A 21,109-nucleotide genomic window follows, 5' to 3' on the forward strand; every position below is an offset into this window, starting at 1 on the left:
CGGCAACTGCCGCGCACAGGAGGGGGAAAGGACCGTGCGCGACCGGCGGTGGCAGGAGGTGGCGGCGGCGGCCTGGACGGTGCGGACCTTCCGGAGCGCCCCGCAGGAGTACTGGGACGAGCTGGCGGTGGCCGCCTGCGACGAGCACCTGGCGTACGAGGCGGCCGACACCGTGGCCGAGGCCGGGCAGGCGGTGGCGGCGCACGCCGACCGGCTGCTGGCGTGCGCACGTCGCCGGCTCGGCCACCGCCGGTTCCCCCGCCTTCGGCGCGGCGCACCGCGGGCCGACGGCGTCGCGGAGGATCTGCTGCTGGCCCTGGCCGGGCTGGGCGACGTCCGCGCCGCGCCGCTGCTCGGGGCGAGTCTGGAGCAGGGGTCGCTGCGCCTCATGGACCGCCGGCACGCGCCCACGCTCGCGGCGCTGCCCGCGGCGGCGCTCCTGCCCGCGCTCCGGGCGGGCCTGCGCACGGCCCCGGAGCGGGACGGGCACCAGACCTCCCTCGCCGTGCTGGGGCTCTGGGGGCCCGCCGCCGCGGCCGCGGTCCCCGAGCTGCTGGTCCATGTGCAGGGCATGCACGCACGGCCCGCGGTCGAGGCCCTGGGCCGCATCGGGCCGGGGGCGGCGGCCGCGGCCGAGGTGCTGGCCGACCTCGCGGCCGGCCGGCTGCGGCCGTACGGCTGGAATCCGGACGCCCGCCCCTGGCACGGCGACCAGGCGGCCGCGTGGGCGCACTGGCGGGTCACGGGGGACGACACGGCCGCCCTGGCGGTGTGCGGTGCGGCGGCGAGGGCCGGGCTCGGCCGGCCGGTCCTGCGGTACCTGGCCGACCTCGGGCCGGCCGCGGCCCCTTACGCCGACGCGGTACGGGCGCTGCTCGACGCCCCCGGCCGCTGGACCCGGGTCGGGGCCGCCCACGCCTGGTGGCGCATCACCGGCGAGGCCGGGACCGCGGTCCCGGTGCTGCTGCGGGAACTGGACCAACTGGAGCGGGATCCCACGGAGTTCTACGCCGTCCCGACACTGGAGGCGGTCCGGCACCTCGGCGCCATCGGCGCCCCGGCCGCCGCGGCCGCACCCGTGCTGCACCGCCTGCTGTCGGCCCGGCGCCGGACCGTGCGCCGGTGGCCGCACCTGCCGAACATCCTGGAGGACGAGGCCCTGTGCCGGGCGCTCGCGACCACCCTGACCGCCGTCGGCACCCCGGACCCCACCGCCGCCGTTCCGGCTCCGTCCTAGATCCCGTGCTTCTTCAGGATCTCCTCGATGTCGGAGAAGTCGTCCCCGGGCGCGGCGGTCTTCTGCGGGGCGGGGCGGGGGCGGGAGGCCGGGCCCAGGGACGGGGCCGAGGCACCGGGGGCCACCGCCTCCGGGGCCGCCGCACCCTTGGCGGCCTTGGGCAGCTTGCCGGTGCCCTGGCCGCGCCGCTCGATCGCGCGCGTCGTCATGAAGAGCACCCACGACAGCCCCAGCAGGCCGAAGCCGGCCCACACCACCGGGTTGAAGACGATCCCGGAGAGCCAGTCGATCAGGCCGGTCATCACCAGCGCGACCGGGACCAGCGCGTACGCGGCGATGCGGGTCGCGGCCAGGAAGCGCTTGCGGTACGCGGTGAGCGCGGCGATCCCCAGGCCCGCCGCTGACACGGCGGAACAGATGGTCTCGGCAAGCATGCGGTCCTCCAGCCCTGGGCGTTCTGTCCTTATCCATCCTGCACCGGCACCGCCCGCCGGGGCCATGCGCCGAGCGCCATGCGAGCCGATCTCCGGGAGATCTCCGGGTCGCGTCTCCTCCTTGCGGCGGGGAGCGGGGCAGGGTGGGGCCCGGGTGCCGGTGGGGCCGCACGGCGCGCCGGCTGGGAGACTGTGCGCATGAGCGATTCCCCCGTCTCCCCCGTCGTGCTCGACGTCTGGTGCGAACTCCAGTGCCCCGACTGCCACGCCGCCCTCGACGACGTGCGCGCCCTGCGCGAGCGCTACGGCGACCGGCTGGACATCCGGCTGCGCCACTTCCCCCTGGAGAAGCACAAGCACGCCTTCGCGGCCGCGCAGGCCGCCGAGGAGGCCGCGGAGCAGGGCCGGGCCTGGCCGTACGTGGAGGCCGTGCTGGAGCGCACCGCCGAGCTCGGGCAGCGGGGCGAGGCCGTGCTGATCGACGTGGCCCGGGAACTCGGCCTGGACGCGGAGGAGTTCGACACCGCGCTGATCGACGGCCGGCACATCCTGATCGTGGACGCCGACCAGGCCGAGGGCAAGGCGATCGGTGTGACCGGCACCCCGACGTACGTCATCGGCGGCGAGCGCCTGGACGGCGGCAAGAGCCAGGAGGGGCTGCGCGCGCGGATCGAGGAGATCGCCGACCGGCTGCTGGCCGGCTGACGCGGCCCGCGCGGCCCGGATCGGGCCCGGGCCGGGGCCGGGTCCCGGGTCACGTCCGGGTCCGGTCCCGGTCAGGGCCGGGCCGCCAGGCCCGCCTCGTACGCGAAGACGACGGCCTGTGCGCGGCTGCTCAGCTCCAGCTTGCTCATGCAGCGGTGCACGTGGGTCTTGATCGTGGCCGCGCTGAGCACCAGCCGCTCGGCGATGTCGGAGTTCGACAGCCCCGCCCCGACCAGGCCGAGGACCTCCACCTCGCGCGGGGTCAGCATCTGAAGGCCCGGGTGCGAGGCCGCCCGGCCGGCGGTTCGGGGCGTGTAGGCGTCGACGAGGCGGGCCACGACGGCCGGGCTGAAGAGCATCTCGCCCGCGTGCACGGTGTCGATGGCGGCCAGCAGCCGTTCCGGCGGGGTGTCCTTGAGCAGGAAGCCCGAGGCCCCGGCGCGCAGCGCGCCGTAGACGTACTCGTCGAGGTCGAACGTGGTCAGCACGAAGATCTTCGGCAGCGTCCCGGAGCGTCCCGCGGCCTCGGCGAGGATCCGCTCGGTGGCGGCGATCCCGTCGAGGCCCGGCATCCGGATGTCCATGAGGATCACGTCGGGACGCAGCTCGGCCGCCAGCCGTACGGCCTCCTCGCCGTCCGCCGCCTCCCCCAGCAGGTCGATGCCGGGCGCCGCGCGCAGCAGCGCGGTCAGCCCGGCCCGGATGAGGAACTGGTCGTCGACGACGAGCACCGAGGGCATCGTCCGGCCTCCTGCCTCTGACGCGCCGCGGTCACGGGTCGTCGGTCACGGTCGTCGGGCACGGGTCGTCGGGCACCGGCAGCGTCAGCCGCACCTCGAACCCACCGCGCGGGGCGGGGCCGGCCGTCACCGTCCCGCCGTAGATAGTGACCCGCTCCCGCATGCCGATCAAGCCGTGTCCGGCAAACGGCGAACGGCTGGCCGAAACCTGCTGGTTCCCGTCGTCGGTCACGGTCACCGACACCGACGACGGCCGGTAGTCGACCCGGACGGTCGCCGTGCGCGCGTCCGGCGCGTGCTTGATGACGTTCGTCAGCGCCTCCTGCACCACCCGGTACGCGCACAGGTCCGCCCCCGCCGGCAGTGCGTACGGCGTCCCGGCGCGCGTGACCCGTACGTCGACGCCCGCCGCCGCCACCCGCTGGACCAGCTCCTCGAGCCGGCCGAGGCCCGGGGCCGGCCCGAGGGCGGCCTCCACGGCCCGCTCCTCCCCCGGGTCGCCGCCGTGGCGCAGGACGAGCAGCATCCGCCGCATCTCGGCCATGGCCTCCTGGCTGCTGCCCGCGATGGTCTCCAGGGCCGCGCGGGCGGTGGCGGGGTCGGAGGCGAAGACGTACCGGGCGAGCCCGGTCTGCACCGAGATCACCGAGACGTGGTGGGCGACGACGTCGTGCAGCTCCCGGGCCATCCGCAGGCGTTCCTGGATCACGGCCCGGCGGGCCCGTTCCTCCTTCTCGTGGTGCAGCTGCCGGGTCAGCAGGGCGAGGCGTTCGCCGCGCTCGGCCAGCCGCCGGGAGCCGTCGCCCGCCACCCAGCAGACGGTGGTCATGCTCGTCACGAAGGCGACGCTGAGCGCCCCGATGCCCGGTTCGGCGAGCCGGGTGCCCCACAGCAGGACGGCGAGGGTGAGCACCGCGCAGCGCAGCGAGACGCGCCGGGGCCGCAGGGCGGCGACGGTGTAGAGGGCCAGGCCCAGGCCGCAGACGGCGGTCACGTGGTAGTAGGCGAGGGTGAAGTAGGTGAAGACGCAGGTGGCGGTGGTGGCGAGGATCAGCAGCGGGGCGCGGCGGCGCAGCGCCAGCGGCAGGTAGACGGCGGCGAGCAGGGCGTACGCGAGGGTGTCGGTGTCGCGCCAGTAGCCGTACGGATCGGGCCAGTTGCGCAGCATGGTGCAGGAGATCCCGAACGACCCGACGGCGTAGACGACTTCGGCCACGTGCGGGAGCGCACGGCGGGCCCGGCGGACGGCCGTGGACCGGATCAGGTCGCGCTGTGCTGGTTGTGACACCGGGCGAGCGTATGCGCGGACCCCCGGCCGCGTCCGCACAACTGCACGGACCTACCACCCTGGTTGTAGCCGGGTGACACCCCAGGTGGGCGGTGGGGTTCAACCTCTGGTGGGGCGTGCGCGCGGTCCCGGGACGGCTAGTTTTCCCCTGGGCGGACCTCTGTGACGGGTCCCGTCCCCCGTACGGGGGTCGGGGGACGGGACCTACAGGAGGACTTTGGCGAAGTTCACGGAGGCCGCGCGGTAGCCGAGGGAGTCGTAGAGGCGGACCGCGGGGGTGTTGTCGGAGAAGCGGTGCAGGCCGATCCAGCCGGCACCGGCGGCCAGGGCGGTGCGTTCGGCCTGCAGGAGCAGGGTGCGGCCGTGGCCCCGGCCGCGGTGGGCGGGCAGCACCCCGACGTCGAAGACGTACCAGCCGGGTACGCCGGGGGCGAGTTCGCGTTCGGCCATCCACAGCCGGCCGACGTCGGCGCCGTCGGCCTCCAGGGCGGCGACCGTGCTGCCGGGGGTGTCCTGGCCCTGCGGGAGCAGGGCCCCGTTGTCCTCGCGGGCGTGGGCGAGGGCGGCGTCGGGCGTCATGCCGCGCTCCACGCAGCGGGCCGCGTAGTCCTCGACGGCTCCCCGGAACCAGTCCCCGTACTCCTGGTCGGTCATCCGCCGCAGGCGTACGCCGGCGGGCAGGGCGGGGGCTTCGGCGGGCAGGGCCTTGCGCATCGTGCGGCCCTCCTCGGTGTAGCCGAGGGCGCGCGCGAGCCGCAGACCGGCCTCGGACGCGGCCGGGACGGTGGCCCGGACGTGGCGGCAGCCCCAGCCGCGCAGCACCTCCTCGGCGGCGAGCGCGGCCACCGTGGCACGGCCGCGCCGCCGGTCGGCCTCGTCGACGTACAGCTCGCGCAGTTCGCCGACGCGCGGCCCCATCGGGGTGTCGGCGGCGATCACCAGCGAGCCGACGCGCCGGCTGTTGACGCGGATCTCGTACGGGCGCGAGCGCGCCCCCGTCCCGTTCTGCTGGAGCGGCCCGGACGGCCGCAGGGTGGTGGTCATCACTGGTGTTCTACCCGCCCCGCGGCCGCGCGTCAGCCCCTTTTGCCGGAGGCGGATCTTACGGATCGACGTCGTCGGCGGCGCGTGTCTCGAAATCGCGCAGGGCGCGGGCGGTGACCGGACCGGGTCCGGTGCCGAGCACGCGGTCGTCGAGGCGCAGCACCGCCTGGACGTCGCGCAGCGAGGACGTCAGGAAGATCTCCTCCGCCTGCCGGAGGGCGTCGAGCGGCAGGTCGGTCTCCTTGGCGCCGGTCCATTCCAGGACGAGGGCGCGGGTGATGCCCGCGAGGCAGCCGGAGGTGAGCGGCGGGGTGTGCAGTTCGCCGTCGAGGACGACGAACACGTTGGAGCCGGTGCCCTCGCAGAGCCGGCCGACGGTGTTGGCGAACAGGGCCTCGGAGGCGCCGGCGCGGGCGGCGGCGGCCAGGGCGACGACGTTCTCGGCGTACGAGGTGGTCTTCAGGCCGGCGACGGCGCTGCGCTCGTTGCGGACCCAGTCGACGGTGATCGCGGCGGTGGTGTCGGGGCGGCGGGTGGTCTCGGCGAGCGCGACGACCAGGGTGGGGCCGGCGTCGCCGCGGTCGGAGCCGAGCGGGGAGAGGCCGCCGGTGTAGGTGATGCGCAGCCGGCCGAGCGGCATCGGGCTGGCGGCGAGGACGGCGGCGCAGGCGCGGCGCACCTCGTCGAGGTCGGGGTCGGGCAGGCCCAGGCCCCGGGCGGAGCGGGTGAGCCGCTCCAGGTGGCGGGTGAGGCCGAAGCAGCGGCCGTGCTCCGCCTTGAGCGTCTCGAAGACGCCGTCGCCCACCGTCAGCCCGTGGTCGAACACGGACACCTTCGCGCTGCCGGTGTCCCGCAGCGCTCCGTCGAGCCAGATCGTCACCGTACGGTCCCTCCACTCGCCTGGTACGCGCCCGACGCTACCGCGAGCAGCCGGGCGGCCTTCAGTTCGGTCTCCGCCCACTCGTGCTCGGGGTCGGACCCCCACGTGATGCCCGCGCCGGTGCCGAAGAGCAGCCGGGGGCCGCCGGGCGCCTCGCGGTCGATCCAGAAGGTACGGATGCCCACCGCGAGCTCGGCGGTGCCGCGGTCGGCGTCGACCCAGCCGATGCCGCCGCAGTAGGGGCCGCGGGGGGCGGTCTCCAGGGCCTCGATGATCCGCAGGGCGGAGGACTTGGGGGCGCCGGTGACCGAGCCGGGCGGGAAGGTGGCGGCGAGCAGCTCGGGCCAGCCGGCACCGTCGGCGAGGTCGCCGCTGACGGTGGAGACGAGGTGGACCAGGCCCGGGTGCTCCTCGACGGCGCACAGCTCGGGAACGGTGACGGAGCCGGTGGCGCAGACCCGCCCGAGGTCGTTGCGGACCAGGTCAACGATCATCACGTTCTCGGCGTGGTCCTTCTCCAGGAGGTCCGCCGCGGTGCGGCCGGTGCCCTTGATGGGGCCGGACTCGACGTGGCGGCCGCGGCGGCGCAGGTAGAGCTCGGGCGAGGCGGTGGCGATCTCGACGCCGTGGGCCGGCAGGCGAATCGTTCCTGCGTACGGGGCCGGGTTGCCGCGGGCGAGCAGGGCGGTCAGCGCGTCCACGTCGGCGGAGTCGGGGCGGGGCAGCGGCGCGGACATCACACGGCACAGATTGGCCTGGTAGACCTCGCCGGCCGCGATGTGCTCGCGGATGCGCCGTACGCCGGCGGTGTAGCCGTCACGGTCCAGGGAGGAGGTCCAGTCGCCGGCGGCGGGGCCGTACCAGGCTCCCGGGACGGGATCGGGGACGGGATCGGGGCGTATGTCCCCGAACCGTGCGCAGACCAGCCCGCCCTCGAAATCCGCGGCCACGGCCCAGAAGCCGGCGGAGTCCAGGGCTGACGGGTCGCTGGTGACGTCGCGCAGATCGGTCGCGAGGAGGCCGCCGAAGCGGGCCAGAGGAGGCAGGTCGTGCACGGCTGTGAGTCTATGACCGGTGACGTCGGGGCGCCGGTGAGGTGACATCCGGGTGACCCGCCGTGATCGGGCGGCAGCACGCTGCGGAAACGCGTTTTTGAGCTGGCCCGGGAATCCGCTAGAGTTCAACACGTCGCCGGGGAGCGAAGGAAAAACTTCCGGAAGCAGGCCGGGGCGACATGCGGACGTGGCTCAGTTGGTAGAGCATCACCTTGCCAAGGTGAGGGTCGCGAGTTCGAATCTCGTCGTCCGCTCGAAGTGGGGGATCTTCCCGAGAACCCCTGCAGCTCCATGGTGGAGTGGCCGAGAGGCGAGGCAACGGCCTGCAAAGCCGTCTACACGGGTTCAAATCCCGTCTCCACCTCCAAGGACGATTAGCTCAGCGGGAGAGCGCTTCCCTGACACGGAAGAGGTCACTGGTTCAATCCCAGTATCGTCCACTGGTCCGCAAGGATCCCCGCGCGATTAGCTCAGCGGGAGAGCGCTTCCCTGACACGGAAGAGGTCACTGGTTCAATCCCAGTATCGCGCACGCAGTACAGCCCGACCTGCGGCTTCGTTCCACGGAGCCTTGGTCCCCGCGCGATTAGCTCAGCGGGAGAGCGCTTCCCTGACACGGAAGAGGTCACTGGTTCAATCCCAGTATCGCGCACCACCGGGAAGCCCCGGCCGTCTCGACGGCCGGGGCTTTCGCGTGCCCGCGCGCGACCGTGCGGGCCCAGGTGATCAGGAGGGGGCCTCAGGAGGAGAACAGCATCCGGCCGAAACCGCGGTGGCCGTGGTGGCCGTGCCCGTGACCGTGCCCGTGGTGCGGGGCGCCCCAGGCGGGGGCGGCGGCGGGGCGGCCGGGTAGGGGGCGGGCGGCGCGGCCGGCGGCGGGACCTGGCCGTACTGGGCGCCGTACTGGCTCTCCAGGCGGGTCAGGGCCTCCAGCTCGCCGTAGTCCAGGAAGATGCCCCGGCAGCCGCTGCACTGCTCGATCTGGACGCCGTTGCGGTTGTACGTGTGCATCATCGCGTGACACTTCGGACACTGCATGCTCGGCTCAACTCCTCGCCGTCGGACGTCGACACCGGAATTCCTGCCCGGTGGCGTGGAGCTCACCCTATGCCGGGGCGTCCGGCTCCAAGTCGGCCCGGAGGGCGGCGATTCGGACACAGGCGTCGGTCATGGCCCGCTCGACGTCGTCGAGTCGGCGCCCGGCCCGGGCCGCCCTGGCCACGGCCAGCGCCGCGGTCTGGACGGTCAAGGCGCGGGCGGCGAGATCGAGTTCCGGCCAGGGATCGGTACCGGGCGGGCCCGCCGCGGGGCCGCCGGCGGCGCGGTAGGCGTCGAGGAAGCGCGTCCAGGTCGTCGCGTCCAGCAGTCCGGCCGCGTACCAGGCGGCGGGGCGGGCCAGGTCCCACGCGGGGGCACCGTGTCCGAGGTCGTCGACGTCGATCAGGTGCCAGGGGCCGTCCGGGGCCGGGTGCCGCACGAGCTGGCCGAGGTGCAGGTCGCCGTGGCACAGCGCCTCGGCCCCGGAGCGGGGCGCGGGCTCCTCGCCGCGCGCCCAGCCGGGCAGCCGGGCGGCGGCCGCGCGCACGTCGGCCGCCTCGGGGTAGGGGTGGCCGTACGGCCCGGCGGGACCGGTCGCGGCGGCCATCCGGTGCAGCGCCCGGGCCACCTTCGCGGGGCCGCGCATGGGCGGCACCGGTCCGGGCAGGTCCGCGAGGGGTATCCGGTGCAGCCGGGCCAGCAGCACGGCGGCCTCCTCCCAGGGCGCGTCGGCGGGCCGCTCGGGATCCACGGGGCTGCCGTACGGCCAGACGGACACCGGCCGGCCGTGGACCTCGTCCGCCTCCGGGCGCAGCGGCGGCAGCAGGACGCCCGCGAGCGCCGGGGCCCCGGCGATGCGTATCCGGGCGGCGAGCTCCGCCCGGTCGGTACCGGCGGCGTGCGCCTTGACCACCGAGCCGGCGCAGCGCACGACGGTGCCGTCGGGGCGGTCGGCGAGCAGGGCGTACGCGGGACCGCCCGGGGCCGGAACGGCGGACGCGGGAACGGCGGACCCGGGAGCGGCCGGCGGGGGCGGGGCGGGCGGGGCCGCGGGCTTCACGAAGGCCGGTGCCGGTGCCGGTGCCGGTGCCGGTGCCGGTGCCGGTGGCAGCGTGCGGCGTGCGAAGTCGGCCAGGGCCTGCGGCAGCAAGGCGGTCACGGTCACCCCCGGGTCGTCCGTACGGGGCGACGGCGGCCCCCTGGGGGATCGTACGCGGCGACCGAAAAAGGGTGCTGCCCGTACGACTCCCCAGTCGTACGGGCAGCACCCTTTCCCTGCCGTCCGCCGTAACCCCCGTCCCCACGGGGTGAAGGCCGATGTCCGGCCCGGGCCGCTCTCCCGGACCTGGTGCGCCGATCAGCGCCCCAGCATCGCGCCCACGGACGACGCTTGTGTCACCACCGCCTCCCAGCCGCCGAAGAGGACGACCAGAAGGGTGGCCAGGGGGATCACCATGGCCGCGGCCACCAGCGGGTGGCGGGTGCCGGACTCGTGGCCGTTGAACGCGAAGGCCTTGCGTCCCCGCCGTGCGACGTCCGCCATGGTCCTCTCCCTGTCGTTGGCAGCGGCGGGCGTGTGACCTCGGGGGACGAGTGCGCCACCCGCCGCTTGTCCTCAACACTAGGCGCGCGGAAGCCCCCTGGCCTCATGCCCTCGTACCCATTGAGCGGCCTCCAGGAGGATGACGGCCGCCGGGCTCGTGTACTCCCCTGGGTGGAGACGGGTCCCCCTGCCTGAGGGTCTTCCCGGAGGGGGTGACCGCGTGTGAGTGACTTCTCTCACGTGCGTCACTCCCCGCGCACGGCGCGCCGGGCGTCCGGCCCGGCCGCGACCGGGGAGCGGCCGCGGGTCCCCGGCCCGCCGGGACGGTGCCGCCGCGAGCGGCCGTAACGATCAAGCCCCTTGGCCGGAAGGGCCTTTGGCCGTACGCCAGTTCTCCGCCCGCCGGAGGTCTCGCACACCTGAACCTCCCTCAAGTGGGCCCCGCCGTACTGACGGTCGAATCTCCCGACGAGGGCGCGGCCTCTGAGCGCGCGTGGCGGATGGTCCGTAAGCTGTGCCACGTCAGCAGGACGAGCGGTCAGCGGGGTGGACATGGCGATGATGCGGCTCCGGCGCGAGGACCCGCGTGTCGTCGGCTCGTTCAGGCTGCACCGGCGGCTCGGCGCCGGCGGCATGGGTGTGGTCTACCTGGGATCGGACCGGCGCGGGCAGCGGGTCGCGCTGAAGGTGATCCGGCCGGATCTGGCCGAGGACCAGGAGTTCCGTTCGCGCTTCGCCCGCGAGGTGTCCGCCGCCCGGCGGATCCGCGGCGGGTGCACGGCCCGGCTGGTGGCGGCGGACCTGGAGGCCGAGCGGCCGTGGTTCGCGACCCAGTACGTGCCCGGGCCCTCCCTGCACGACAAGGTGGCCGAGGAGGGACCCCTCACGGCCGCCCAGATCGCCGCGATCGGCGCCGCGCTCTCCGAGGGCCTGGTCGCCGTCCACGAGGCGGGGGTGGTCCACCGCGACCTGAAGCCCTCGAACATCCTGCTCTCCCCCAAGGGCCCCCGGATCATCGACTTCGGCATCGCCTGGGCCACCGGGGCCAGCACCCTCACCCACGTGGGCACCGCCGTGGGCTCCCCCGGCTTCCTCGCCCCGGAGCAGGTGCGAGGGGCCGTGGTCACCCCGGCGACCGACGTGTTCGCGCTGGGAGCCACGCTCGCGTACGCGGCGACGGCCGACTCGCCCTTCGGGCACGGCAGTTCCGAGGTCATGCTCTACCGGGTGGTGCACGAGGAGCCGCACCTGCACGGGGTCCCCGACGCCCTGGCCCCGCTCGTACGGGCCTGCCTGGCCAAGGACCCGGAGGACCGGCCGAGCACGCTCCAGCTGTCGATGCGGCTCAAGGAGATCGCCGCCCGCGAGGCCCAGGGGCTCTCCGACGGCCGCCCGCCGGCCCAGCGGGCCCGCACCGAGCGGCCCACGGGCCGGCTCGCGCAGGGGTACGCCGACCAGCGCACCCAGCGGGGCCCGGCGGGCACCCCGGCGCCGGTCCCGGCGAACGGGCCGTCCTCGCGGCCGACCGCCGGGCGCACCGGCGGACCCGCCTCGCGGCCGACGGCCGGACGGACGGGCAGCCGGCCGGGGCCGCGGACGACGGGGACGGGCCGGCGTCCCTCGCGCCCCGACCCGAAGCTGATGCGCCAGCGCCTGATCGTGTTCGTGGTGGTCACCCTGGTCGTGGCGCTGGGCATCGCGGCGGCCCAGAAGCTGTAGGCGCCACGAGCTGTCAGCGCCACGAGCCGCAGGCGCCACCAGCCGTCGTCAGGACGTGGTGCGGCCCTGGGCCACGGCGTAGAAGGCGACCGCGGCCGCCGCGCCGACGTTGAGCGAGTCGACGCCGTGGGCCATGGGGATGCGGACCCACTCGTCGGCGGCGACCAGGGCCTGCGTGGACAGGCCGTCGCCCTCGGCGCCGAGCATCAGCGCGACCCGCTCCAGGCTCTGGGGGGCGGCCTCGTCGATCGGGGAGGCCTTCTGGTGCGGGGTGAGGGCGAGCAGCTTGAAGCCGACCTCGCGCACCGAGTCCAGGCCCTTGGGCCAGGTCTCCAGGCGGGCGTACGGCACGGAGAAGACCGCGCCCATGGAGACCTTCACCGAACGGCGGTAGAGCGGGTCCGCGCAGTCCGGCGAGAGCAGGACCGCGTCCATGCCGAGGGCGGCCGCGCTGCGGAAGATCGCGCCGATGTTGGTGTGGTCGTTGACCGCCTCCATGACGACGACGCGGCGGGTGGTGGCCAGCAGCTCCTCGGCCGTCGGTAGCTGCTTGCGCTGCATGGAGGCGAGCGCGCCGCGGTGCACGTGGTAGCCGGTGACCCGCTCGGCGAGCTCGGGGCTGACGGCGTAGACCGGGGCCGGGAGCTCGTCGATCACGTCGCGCATGACGTCGACCCACTTGGCGGAGAGCAGCATCGAGCGCATCTCGTAGCCGGCGTTCTTGGCCCGTCTGATGACCTTCTCGCCCTCGGCGATGAACAGGCCCTCGGCGGGCTCACGCTTGCGCCGGAGTTCGACGTCGGTCAGGCCCGTGTAGTCGCGCAGGCGCGGGTCGTCGGGGTCCTCGACGGTGATGAGATCTGCCACAGGGTGATACTGCCTTGTCCGGGGTGCGGTGCCAACGGCACGGTTACTGGCTGCTGGGCGCGGCGGCGACGGTCACGACGTCACCGATGACGATGACGGCCGGGGGCCGGACCTCCTGCGCGAGCACGGTCGCGCCGACCGTCGCGAGGGTGGCGTCGACGCGGCGCTGGGCGGCGGTGGTGCCCTCCTGCACGACCGCGACCGGGGTACCGGCGGGCCGGCCGTACCGGACGAGCGCCTCGGCGATCGCGCCGATCTTGTCGACGCCCATCAGGACGACCAGGGTGCCCTTGAGCTTGGCGAGGGACTCCCAGTCGACCAGCGAACGCGGGTCGTCGGGGGCGACGTGCCCGCTGACCACGGTGAACTCGTGGGCCACGCCGCGGTGCGTGACCGGGATACCGGCGGCGCCCGGCACCGAGATGGAGCTGGAGATACCGGGGACGACCGTGCAGGGGATGCCCGCCTCGGCGAGGGCCTGGAGCTCCTCCATGCCGCGCCCGAAGACGTACGGGTCCCCGCCCTTGAGCCGGACCACGGCCTTGCCGGCCCTGGCGTGCTCGATCAGGGCGTTGTTGATGGCCTCCTGGGCCATGAACCGGCCGTAGGGGATCTTCGCGGCGTCGATGACCTCGACGTGCGGCGGGAGTTCGTCGAGCAGGTCACGGGGGCCGAGGCGGTCGGCGATGACCACGTCGGCCTCGGCGAGCAGCCGGCGGCCGCGCACGGTGATCAGGTCGGGGTCGCCGGGGCCGCCGCCGACGAGGGCGACGCCGGGGGTGCGCTCGCGGCGGTGCGCGGGGGCGGCGAGGGAGCCGTCCCGCAGGCCCTCGACGACGGCGTCGCGGACGGCGGCCGAGCGGCGCGGGTCGTTGCCGGTCAGGACGGCGACGGTGACGCCCTCGCTGCGGCCGGTGGCCGGCGTCCAGGCGGTGGCGGCGGAGGCGTCGTCGGCGCGCACGCACCAGACGCGCTCCCGCTCGGCCTCGGCGGAGGCCTGCTCGTTGACCTCGCGGTGCTGGGTGGCGATCAGCGCGTACCAGGCGTCGGCGAGGTCGCCGTCCCGGTAACCGCGGCGCTCCCAGCGGATCTCGCCGGTCTCGGCCATCGCGTCGACCGACGGGGTGGCGGAGGGGGAGATCAGGAGGACGTCCGCGCCGGCCGCGACGAGCGCGGGAAGGCGGCGCTGGGCGACCTGGCCGCCGCCGATGACGACGACGCGACGGCCGGCGAGGCGGAGTCCTACAGGGTAGGCGGGGTGTGCCGGGTGTGCCATGGCGGTGGTGGCTCCTGGTGCGGCGGTGTCGGCGGGCCGCTGCTGCGCTGGAGCGGCTGGGTCGCGTGTGACGTGCGGTTTCGCTTGTCGGGTCCACGATACGGCCCGGTGGGCCACGGCCCCGTGCGGGGTCCGTCACGCGGGGGTGGACCGCGGAATGCCCCGCGCCGCTCAGTTGATAGCGTGTCCGCGTCAAAGACGCCATGTTTCACCTGCTCACGGGGGACTCTCCATGACTTATCCGCCCCAGCAAGGCCCCGGCCCGTACGGCCAGCAGCCCGGCCAGGCACCGCAGCCCCCGCAGGGACACCCGGCGCAGCCGGGCCAGGGTTACCCGCCCCCGCCGGGATACGGGCACCCGCAGGCGCAGGGCCAGGCCCCGTACGGCGCCCCGCAGCCGCAGCCGTACCCGCCCCAGCAGCCGGGGCAGCCGATGCAGCGGCAGTGGACCGCTCCGCCGCCGCCGGCGCCGCCGGCCAAGCGCATGGGCGTCCTGAAGATCCTGAAGATCATCGGCGCCGTGGCCGTCCTCATCATGATCGGCGTGGGCTACTTCCTGAGCCAGGACGACGCCGACCACGCGAAGGCGGGCGACTGCCTCAAGAACAACGGGACCACCATCTCCCCCGACCTCCAGGTCGTGAAGTGCGGTGGCGCCGACGCCCAGTACAAGGTCGTCGAGGTGTTCCAGGACACGGTGGACAGCACCAAGTGCGAGGGCAAGTCGGACATGGGCTACCACGAGCAGACCCGCGGCGGCCGGCGCAGCTCCGGCAAGCAGTTCGTGCTCTGCATCAACCAGATCAAGAATTGACTTCCGTTCCCCGCCCTAAAGGGCGGGGATTCCTGCCACGGTCGTCTGACCGTCTCGGTGGGTTCCTGTTTCTCCGCGCTGTGCCGGGACGGGTCCCGGTCTTACCCGCGCTCCGCAGGCTGATACCGCCAGTCCGGCGGCCTTGGCGACGTTGACCGCCGCGTTGATGTCCCGGTCGAGGACGGCCCCGCACGCCCCGCACTCCCATGCGCGGATGTGGAGGGGCTTGGGGCCGTCCTTGACGCCGCACTGCGAGCACACCTGTGAGGTCGGCTCGAACCGGCCGATCTTGACGAGGGTGCGCCCGTACCGGGCTGCCTTGTACTCCAGCATCCCCAGGAAGGCGGCCCATCCGGCGTCGTGGACGGACTTGGCCATGCGCGTACGGGCAAGCCCCTTGACCGCCAGGTCCTCGACGGCAACCGCTTGGTTCTCACGGATGATCTTCGTTGAGAGCTGGTGATGGAACTCGCGCCGTGCGTCGGCCACCCGTGCGTGTGCACGGGCGACCGTGAGCCGGGCCTTTGCCCGGTTGCTGGAGCCCTTCGCCTTACGGCTCAGGTTCCGCTGTGCCTTCCTGAGCTTCTTCCCGGCCCGGCGCAGGAAACGCGGGCTGCCGATCTTCGTGCCGTCGGAGAGGACCGCGAAGTGCGACAGGCCCAGGTCGATACCGACCTGACCGGCAGTCCCGGGCAGCGCCTCGCCGGTGCCGGTCTCGACCACGAACGAAGCGAAGTACCGCCCGGCCGCGTCCTTTACCACCGTCACCGTGGACGGCGTAGAGGGCAGGGCACGTGACCACTTCACCCGCACATCGCCGATCTTCGGCAACGACAGGTCCCCGCCGGGAGTGATCTTCCATCGGGCGTTCGCGGTGAACCGGACCGACTGCCGGTTGTCCTTGCGGGACTTGAACCGGGGCGGCCCCATCCTCGGGCGTTTGCCCTTCAGACCGTCGAAGAAGTTCCGATAGGCGGTGTCCAGGTCCCGAAGGGACTGTTGCAGGACGACGGCGGAAACCTCGCTGAGCCAGGTCCGTTCCTCGGTCTTCTTCGTGGCGGTGAGCCGCTTGCCCAGCTCGGCGGAGGAGACGAACGGCAGCCCGGCGGCACGGGCGGTCTCGCGGACGCGCAGCGCGTCGTTGAAGACCACCCGGGCGCACCCGAACGCCCTGGCCAGCGCCGAGCGCTGAGGACCGTTCGGGTACATCCGGAAGGAGTACCTGAGCTGCATGATGATCAGCGTACGTCGGTTGGTTCATGGCCGACCATCAGAACATCCGTACGGGCCGGCACTGCGGTTTCGTCCTTCACGCCTTCGGTCGGCGGGGCTCCGCTGCCCGTCGTCCGTCAGTACACCGAGCAGCAGATCCGCCCAGCCTGAGCTGAGGTCCTCGGAAGCGCAGCGAACTCCGGCGCTTCGAGCCTCCGGGCCAAGGACGGCCCTCACCACCGGGCTGGAACCCGGCGCACGGGCCAAGTCACCGGTAGCCGCGCCGCTGCGGCGGCCGGAAACGGCGAGGCCCCGGACCGAGGACGGTCCGGGGCCTTTCCGTGTGCGCCGCGGGCGGCGCGGCTACTTCTCGGTGACGCCCGCCGAGTCGAAGGTCGCCACCTCGTGCATGGCCCGCGCCGCGCTCTGCACCAGCGGCAGCGCGAGCAGGGCGCCCGTGCCCTCGCCCAGGCGCAGGTCGAGGTCGACCAGCGGGCGCAGCCCCAGCTTGTTGAGAGCGGCCACGTGGCCCGGCTCCACGCTGCGGTGGCCCGCGATGCAGGCCGAGAGGGACTCCGGGGCGATGGCGCGGGCCACCAGGGCGGCCGCGCCGGCGCTGACACCGTCGAGGATGACCGGCGTACGCAGCGAGGCCGCGCCCAGGATCAGGCCGACGATCGCCGCGTGCTCCAGGCCGCCGATGGCCGCGAGCACGCCGATCGGGTCCGAGGCGTCCGGCTGGTGCAGTTCCAGGGCCCGGCGCACCACGTCGACCTTGCGCGCGTGCGTCTCGTCGTTGATGCCCGTGCCGCGCCCGGTGACCTCCGCCGGGTCCACACCCGTGAAGACCGAGATCAGGGCCGCGGACACGGTGGTGTTCGCGATGCCCATCTCCCCCGTCAGCAGGCCCTTGTTGCCGGCCGCGACCAGGTCGCGCGCCGTCTCGATGCCCACCTCGATGGCCGCGACGACCTCCTCGCGGGTCATCGCCGGGCCGGTGGAGAGGTCGGCCGTGCCGGGCCGGACCTTGCGGGGCAGCAGGCCCGGCGTGGCCGGCAGGTCGCCCGCGACGCCCACGTCGATGACGCAGACCTCGGCCCCGACCTGGTTGGCGAAGGCGTTGCAGACCGCGCCGCCGCCCAGGAAGTTGGCCACCATCTGGGAGGTGACCTCCTGCGGCCACGGGGTGACGCCCTGCGCGTGGACGCCGTGGTCGCCCGCGAAGATCGCGACGGCGGCCGGCTCCGGGATCGGCGGCGGGCAGACCCGCGAGAGCCCGGCCAGCTGCGCGGAGATGATCTCCAGCATGCCGAGCGCGCCCGCCGGCTTCGTCATCCGCTTCTGCCGCTCCCAGGCCTCGCCGAGCGCCTTGGCGTCCAGCGGGCGGATGCTCGCGACGGTCTCGCTGAGCAGGTCGTGCGGCTCCTCGCCGGGCAGCGCGCGGCGGCCGTACGTCTCCTCGTGGACGACCCAGGACAGCGGCCGGCGCTTGGACCAGCCCGCCTGGAGCAGCTCGGGCTCCTCGGGGAACTCGTCGACGTACCCGACGCACAGGTAGGCCACGACCTCCAGGTGCTCGGGCAGGCCGAGGGTACGGACCATCTCCCGCTCGTCGAAGAAGCTGACCCAGCCGACGCCGAGGCCCTCGGCGCGGGCGGCGAGCCAGAGGTTCTCGACCGCGAGCGCGGAGGAGTACGGCGCCATCTGCGGCTGGGTGTGCCGGCCGAGGGTGTGCCGGCCGCCGCGGGTGGGGTCGGCGGTGACCACGATGTTCACCGGCGTGTCGAGGATGGCCTCGATCTTCATTTCCTTGAACTGCTTCGCCCGGCCCTTGGGCAGCGACTTCGCGTACGCCTCGCGCTGGCGCTGGGCGAGTTCGTGCATCGCCCGGCGGGTGTCGGCGGACCGGATGACGACGAAGTCCCAGGGCTGCGAGTGGCCCACGCTGGGCGCGGTGTGCGCGGCTTCGAGGACGCGCAGCAGCACCTCGTGCGGGATGGGGTCGGTGCGGAAGCCGTTGCGGATGTCGCGGCGTTCGCGCATGACGCGCAGGACGGCCTCGCGCTCGGCGTCGGCGTAGCCCGGGGCGGGCTCGCCCGGGGAACGCCCGGGCGGAGCGGTGAACTCCGGCGCGGCCAGGATCTCCGGCCCGGCCGGGTCCTGCGGCCCGGGAGCGGCCGGCGGCTCGTCGGCGGTCTCCTGCGCGGGGGCGGTCACCGGCGCGGGCGCGGCTTCGGGCCCGGCCTCCGGCGCGACCTCGGCCTCGGCCTCGGCGGGGGCCTCGGCGGGGGCCTCGGCGGGGGCCTCGGCGGTGACTTCGGGCTGCACCGCTGCCTCGGGAGCGGTCGCGGGCGCGGCGACGGGAACGGGTTCGGCCGCGGGCACCGGGGTGGCATCGGCGGCCGCCTCGGGCACGGGGTCGGCGACGGGCTCCGCGACCGGCTCGGGCGCGTCCTCGGCCGCGGCGGCGAGCACGGCGACCGGCTCGACGACGGCGGGCCCGGCGACCGCGGGCCCGGCGACCGCGGGCCCGGCGACCGCGGGCCCGGCGACCGCGGGCTCGGCGACCGCGGGCTCGGGCTGCGGCTCGGCCGCGGGGCCGGTCTCCTGGACGGACTCCGGCTGATCGGGCTCGGGCGCGGTCCCGGCCGGCTGCGGCTCCTCGGCCACCGGCTCGGCGGGGGCCTGCACCACCGTTTCTGCAGCGCCGGCCACGGGCTCCGCCGCGGGCTCCTGCGCGGCCTCGGCCTCGGCCTCGGCGGCCTGCGGCTCGACGGGCTCGGCCACCGGCTCGGCCGGCTGCTCCGGTGCGGCGGCCTCGGGGGCCGCGGGCGCGGCCACCGGCACGGCATCCGGGAGGAGCCGGCCCAGAAGGGCGTCGGGCGCGGCCGGCGCGGGGGTCACGAGGACCACCGGCTCGGCGGCGGCCGCGAGGGGCTCGGACGCGGCCGCGGCGGCCGGCTCGGCCGGCACCGGCGCGACCGGTTCGGTCGGGGCGAGCGGCGTCGCCGGGGCGGCCACGACGGGCGCGGCCGCCGGAGTCACGAGGGAGGCCGGGGCGACCGGTACGGCCACCTGTTCCGGCGCCCACGGCGCGCCCGCCTGCGGCGGGACCTCGGCGGGACGCGCCACGTCGAGGTACTCCGGGCCCGGGGCGGGCTGCTGGAGCGGCGCGGGGGCGGCCACCGGGGCGGGACCCCGGTCGGCGAGCGACCGTACGACGCCGCCGGAGGCGTCGGGCACGGGCGGGCCCATGTGCAGCGGACGGCGGACCGGGGCCGCGGTCTGCGCGGCGGGCGCGGACGGCGGCGGCAGCAGGCCGCCGAGGTCGAGGGAGCCGGAGTCCCGGCCGCCCGCCTCGTGCGCGCCGTCGCCGTACCCGGCGTCGGCGTAGCCGGCCCCGGCGGGCGAGGCGGGGGACGCGGCGGAGGGGTACTCCGGGGTGGCGGCGGGGTACTCCGGGGAGAACGGCGGCAGCACGGATTCGGCCAGGGCGGGGAACGCCGGGACGGGCGGGACGACCTGCGGGTCGCTCCACGAGCCCTGCCCGCTCGGCATCAGCAGCAGTTCCTCGTCCTCGGCGTCCTCGACCGGGTTTTCCACCAGGTCCTGGAAGGCGTACCCGCCCGGCATCGGCGCGACCGGCGGCAGCGGAGGCATCGCGGGGACCGGCGGCTGCACGGGGAGGCCCTGCTGGTCCACCATGCCCGCGTCGTCCGGGAGGCCCTCGCCCGGAACCTGGCCGGTGTCAGTCATGCGTACCCCTCGCCCATCGGTGTGCTTCTTCGATCGCCGGCGCCCGCTAGCCCAACGAGCGTGGCTGCCCGGTGGCAACCACTAAGCATTGTCGCGTCCGTTCGCCGGCCACGGCGGCCATAACCGACATGGTCCGCTGTGGACTGCGCCACGTCGCGGACACGTCACGTGCGTGCCGTGTGCCGCTGCCGTACGCCCGGCGGCGGTACGACGATCGGCCAGCCTACCCCGGCTGTGGGCCCACTGGTTCAGCGGGCGCTCGGCGGCCGTTCGCCCGCGAGCAGGAAGACGACGGAGCGTTCCTGCTCGGCCCAGGTGCGGGTGTCCAGGCCGACGGACTGCAGGAGCGCGCATTCGACGGCGTACCCGCGTTCGGCCAGGGCGCGGCCGATCGCCTCCGCCGCGTCGCGTGTGGCGGCGTGGGTGACGATCCGTTCGGGACGGCGGTCGGCGCACGCGGCGACGACGGCCGCTCCCCCGGCGCCGACGCGGACCACGTCGGGCTCGGGCAGCGATTCCAGGACGTGCGGGGCGCGTCCGGCGACCACCTGGAGCTGTACGCCGCGCGTGCGGGCGGCGGCAGTTACGCCCTCGCAGGCGCCCGGGTCGGCGTCGACGGCGATGACGGCGGCGCCGAGGGCGGCGGCGTCCACGGCGAGGGCTCCGGAGCCGGTGCCGATGTCCCAGACGAGGTCACCGGTACGGGGTCCGAGGCGGGCGAGCTGGGCGGCGCGCAGCTGGGCGGACTCGCCCTCGCCGGTGCCGGGCTCGGGGCGGGCCCAGCCGCGGGGGCTTCCGGCCACGGCGCCGAGCAGCCAGCCGGGTTCGGCGGAGGCGGGCTGGCCGGCGCCGCCGATGACGATGACGACGTTGGGGTCGCGCCAGCTGTGGTCGGCGGCCTTGTCCGAGGTGAGGACGGTGACCTGCTCGTGTTCGGTGCCCAGTTGCTCGCAGATGACGAACGTGCGGTGGACGCCTTCGAGGAGCAGGGCGAGTTCGGCCGGGCCGGCGCCGGGCGAGGTGAGGACGGCGACCTTGGGGTGGGCGCGGCAGACATTGACGGCGCGGCGCAGCGTACGGCGCTGGGCGACGACGACCTGGGCGTCGTCCCAGGGCATGCCGGCCCGGGCGAAGGCGGCGGCGACCGAGGAGACGGCGGGGACGACCTCGACCTCCAGGCCGTGCTCGGGGGCGCGCAGGGTCCGGACGACGCCGAAGAAGCCGGGGTCGCCGTCGGCGAGGACGACGGCGGTGCCGCGGTGGCCGGCGATGCGGCGGGCGGCGAGGCCGATGCTGCCCAGGCGGATGCGTTCGGCGGTGGGCGGAACCTCGGGGAGGGCGAGATGGTGGGCGGCGCCGGCCACCAGGGTGGCGGCGGCGAGCGCGGACCGCGCGGCCGCGGTGAGGGGCGAGCCGTCCCAGCCGATCACCGTGACCCGGTCGGCCATCTCGTCAGTCTCCTGATCTGGTTCTACCGTTCCACCGGGCTCCCCCGGCCGCCG

The 21,109-nt window shown here is 75.0% G+C and carries 17 protein-coding genes, 5 tRNA genes and 1 pseudogene; 9 read left to right on the top strand and 14 right to left on the bottom strand.

Annotated elements, in window-relative coordinates; translation table 11 throughout:
- The first annotated feature begins 34 nt into the window (after positions 1-34).
- Positions 35-1,237 carry a hypothetical protein gene (locus tag ACZ6KO_RS22955; RefSeq protein ID WP_469305868.1) on the top strand — a complete coding sequence of 401 codons (1,203 nt, stop codon included), beginning with the start codon at positions 35-37 and terminating at the stop codon, positions 1,235-1,237.
- On the opposite strand, the gene ACZ6KO_RS22960 is transcribed toward ACZ6KO_RS22955, so the two are convergent.
- Positions 1,234-1,671, bottom strand: a complete 438-nt coding sequence (locus ACZ6KO_RS22960; protein WP_469305869.1) for a hypothetical protein — start codon at positions 1,669-1,671, stop codon at positions 1,234-1,236. The genes ACZ6KO_RS22955 and ACZ6KO_RS22960 overlap by 4 nt on opposite strands.
- Positions 1,672-1,869: 198 nt before the next feature.
- Between ACZ6KO_RS22960 and ACZ6KO_RS22965 the strand changes: the two genes are divergently transcribed.
- Positions 1,870-2,376, top strand: coding sequence for a DsbA family protein (locus tag ACZ6KO_RS22965; RefSeq protein ID WP_469305870.1), 507 nt, complete (start codon positions 1,870-1,872; stop codon positions 2,374-2,376).
- A gap of 71 nt (positions 2,377-2,447) precedes the next feature.
- Here ACZ6KO_RS22965 and ACZ6KO_RS22970 read toward each other — a convergent pair whose 3' ends face one another.
- The 5 genes from ACZ6KO_RS22970 to ACZ6KO_RS22990 all read right to left on the bottom strand — a co-directional run bounded on the left by ACZ6KO_RS22970 (position 2,448) and on the right by ACZ6KO_RS22990 (position 7,383).
- Complete coding sequence (locus ACZ6KO_RS22970) at positions 2,448-3,116, bottom strand: response regulator (RefSeq protein WP_469305871.1); 669 nt, start codon at positions 3,114-3,116, stop codon at positions 2,448-2,450.
- A gap of 31 nt (positions 3,117-3,147) precedes the next feature.
- A complete protein-coding gene (locus ACZ6KO_RS22975) occupies positions 3,148-4,404 on the bottom strand; it encodes a sensor histidine kinase (RefSeq protein ID WP_469305872.1) in 1,257 nt (418 codons plus the stop codon).
- Positions 4,405-4,608: 204 nt separating this feature from the next.
- Positions 4,609-5,448 (bottom strand): GNAT family N-acetyltransferase, encoded by an 840-nt coding sequence (locus ACZ6KO_RS22980; RefSeq protein WP_469305873.1) that lies wholly within the window; start codon positions 5,446-5,448, stop codon positions 4,609-4,611.
- A gap of 58 nt (positions 5,449-5,506) precedes the next feature.
- On the bottom strand, positions 5,507-6,328 hold the full coding sequence (locus ACZ6KO_RS22985; protein ID WP_469305874.1) for an aminotransferase class IV: 822 nt from the start codon (positions 6,326-6,328) through the stop codon (positions 5,507-5,509).
- On the bottom strand, positions 6,325-7,383 hold the full coding sequence (locus tag ACZ6KO_RS22990) for a chorismate-binding protein (protein ID WP_469305875.1): 1,059 nt from the start codon (positions 7,381-7,383) through the stop codon (positions 6,325-6,327). Before ACZ6KO_RS22990 ends, ACZ6KO_RS22985 begins: the two co-directional genes overlap by 4 nt.
- A 181-nt stretch (positions 7,384-7,564) precedes the next feature.
- Here ACZ6KO_RS22990 and ACZ6KO_RS22995 point away from each other — a divergent pair.
- The 5 genes from ACZ6KO_RS22995 (at position 7,565) to ACZ6KO_RS23015 (ending at position 8,037) form a co-directional block, all read left to right on the top strand.
- Positions 7,565-7,637 (top strand) — tRNA-Gly (locus ACZ6KO_RS22995).
- A 39-nt stretch (positions 7,638-7,676) separates the two neighbouring features.
- Positions 7,677-7,750, top strand: a tRNA-Cys gene (locus tag ACZ6KO_RS23000).
- Between the two features lies 1 nt (position 7,751).
- Positions 7,752-7,823, top strand: a tRNA-Val gene (locus ACZ6KO_RS23005).
- Between the two features lie 19 nt (positions 7,824-7,842).
- Positions 7,843-7,914: transfer RNA gene (locus ACZ6KO_RS23010), tRNA-Val, on the top strand.
- A gap of 48 nt (positions 7,915-7,962) precedes the next feature.
- Positions 7,963-8,037, top strand: a tRNA-Val gene (locus ACZ6KO_RS23015).
- 84 nt (positions 8,038-8,121) lie between these two features.
- Here ACZ6KO_RS23015 and ACZ6KO_RS23020 read toward each other — a convergent pair.
- The 3 genes and pseudogenes from ACZ6KO_RS23020 to ACZ6KO_RS23030 form a co-directional block, all read right to left on the bottom strand.
- Positions 8,122-8,420, bottom strand: a pseudogene (locus ACZ6KO_RS23020) (TFIIB-type zinc ribbon-containing protein).
- 67 nt (positions 8,421-8,487) lie between these two features.
- On the bottom strand, positions 8,488-9,480 hold the full coding sequence (locus tag ACZ6KO_RS23025) for a phosphotransferase (protein WP_469306074.1): 993 nt from the start codon (positions 9,478-9,480) through the stop codon (positions 8,488-8,490).
- A 297-nt stretch (positions 9,481-9,777) separates the two neighbouring features.
- On the bottom strand, positions 9,778-9,963 hold the full coding sequence (locus tag ACZ6KO_RS23030; RefSeq protein WP_469305876.1) for a hypothetical protein: 186 nt from the start codon (positions 9,961-9,963) through the stop codon (positions 9,778-9,780).
- Between the two features lie 552 nt (positions 9,964-10,515).
- On the opposite strand from ACZ6KO_RS23030, the gene ACZ6KO_RS23035 reads away from it, so the two are divergent.
- On the top strand, positions 10,516-11,682 hold the full coding sequence (locus tag ACZ6KO_RS23035; RefSeq protein WP_469305877.1) for a serine/threonine-protein kinase: 1,167 nt from the start codon (positions 10,516-10,518) through the stop codon (positions 11,680-11,682).
- A gap of 48 nt (positions 11,683-11,730) precedes the next feature.
- Here the strand turns inward: ACZ6KO_RS23035 and ACZ6KO_RS23040 are convergent, their stop codons facing one another.
- Both ACZ6KO_RS23040 and cobA read right to left on the bottom strand, forming a co-directional pair.
- Entirely contained in the window at positions 11,731-12,549 is an 819-nt protein-coding gene (locus ACZ6KO_RS23040; RefSeq protein WP_469305878.1) for a TrmH family RNA methyltransferase, read from the bottom strand.
- A gap of 43 nt (positions 12,550-12,592) precedes the next feature.
- Positions 12,593-13,825, bottom strand: a complete 1,233-nt coding sequence (gene cobA / locus ACZ6KO_RS23045) for a uroporphyrinogen-III C-methyltransferase (RefSeq protein WP_469305879.1) — start codon at positions 13,823-13,825, stop codon at positions 12,593-12,595.
- Positions 13,826-14,057: 232 nt separating this feature from the next.
- Here cobA and ACZ6KO_RS23050 point away from each other — a divergent pair, with 232 nt between their 5' ends.
- The gene (locus ACZ6KO_RS23050; protein WP_469305880.1) at positions 14,058-14,639 is read left to right on the top strand and encodes an LppU/SCO3897 family protein; all 582 of its coding nucleotides are present in this window, start codon (positions 14,058-14,060) and stop codon (positions 14,637-14,639) included.
- Positions 14,640-14,654: 15 nt separating this feature from the next.
- On the opposite strand, the gene ACZ6KO_RS23055 is transcribed toward ACZ6KO_RS23050, so the two are convergent.
- The 3 genes from ACZ6KO_RS23055 to cbiE form a co-directional block, all read right to left on the bottom strand.
- Positions 14,655-15,872, bottom strand: coding sequence for an RNA-guided endonuclease InsQ/TnpB family protein (locus tag ACZ6KO_RS23055; RefSeq protein WP_469305881.1), 1,218 nt, complete (start codon positions 15,870-15,872; stop codon positions 14,655-14,657).
- 342 nt (positions 15,873-16,214) lie between these two features.
- Complete coding sequence (cobT, locus tag ACZ6KO_RS23060) at positions 16,215-19,607, bottom strand: nicotinate-nucleotide--dimethylbenzimidazole phosphoribosyltransferase (RefSeq protein ID WP_469305882.1); 3,393 nt, start codon at positions 19,605-19,607, stop codon at positions 16,215-16,217.
- Between the two features lie 248 nt (positions 19,608-19,855).
- Positions 19,856-21,055: a precorrin-6y C5,15-methyltransferase (decarboxylating) subunit CbiE gene (cbiE, locus tag ACZ6KO_RS23065; protein ID WP_469305883.1), complete on the bottom strand. Its 1,200-nt coding sequence runs from the start codon at positions 21,053-21,055 to the stop codon at positions 19,856-19,858.
- Positions 21,056-21,109: the final 54 nt, after the last annotated feature.

Source organism: Streptomyces sp. NPDC042102 (assembly GCF_055582305.1).

Coding starts and splice junctions, on each gene's coding strand:
- ACZ6KO_RS23035 (WP_469305877.1), top strand. CDS start 10,516: ATGGCGATGATGCGGCTCCGGCGCGAGGACCCGCGTGTCGTCGGCTCG.
- cobT (WP_469305882.1), bottom strand. CDS start 19,607: ATGACTGACACCGGCCAGGTTCCGGGCGAGGGCCTCCCGGACGACGCG.
- ACZ6KO_RS22970 (WP_469305871.1), bottom strand. CDS start 3,116: ATGCCCTCGGTGCTCGTCGTCGACGACCAGTTCCTCATCCGGGCCGGG.
- cbiE (WP_469305883.1), bottom strand. CDS start 21,055: ATGGCCGACCGGGTCACGGTGATCGGCTGGGACGGCTCGCCCCTCACC.
- ACZ6KO_RS23050 (WP_469305880.1), top strand. CDS start 14,058: ATGACTTATCCGCCCCAGCAAGGCCCCGGCCCGTACGGCCAGCAGCCC.
- ACZ6KO_RS22980 (WP_469305873.1), bottom strand. CDS start 5,448: ATGACCACCACCCTGCGGCCGTCCGGGCCGCTCCAGCAGAACGGGACG.
- ACZ6KO_RS22960 (WP_469305869.1), bottom strand. CDS start 1,671: ATGCTTGCCGAGACCATCTGTTCCGCCGTGTCAGCGGCGGGCCTGGGG.
- ACZ6KO_RS23030 (WP_469305876.1), bottom strand. CDS start 9,963: ATGGCGGACGTCGCACGGCGGGGACGCAAGGCCTTCGCGTTCAACGGC.
- cobA (WP_469305879.1), bottom strand. CDS start 13,825: ATGGCACACCCGGCACACCCCGCCTACCCTGTAGGACTCCGCCTCGCC.
- ACZ6KO_RS22965 (WP_469305870.1), top strand. CDS start 1,870: ATGAGCGATTCCCCCGTCTCCCCCGTCGTGCTCGACGTCTGGTGCGAA.
- ACZ6KO_RS23055 (WP_469305881.1), bottom strand. CDS start 15,872: ATGCAGCTCAGGTACTCCTTCCGGATGTACCCGAACGGTCCTCAGCGC.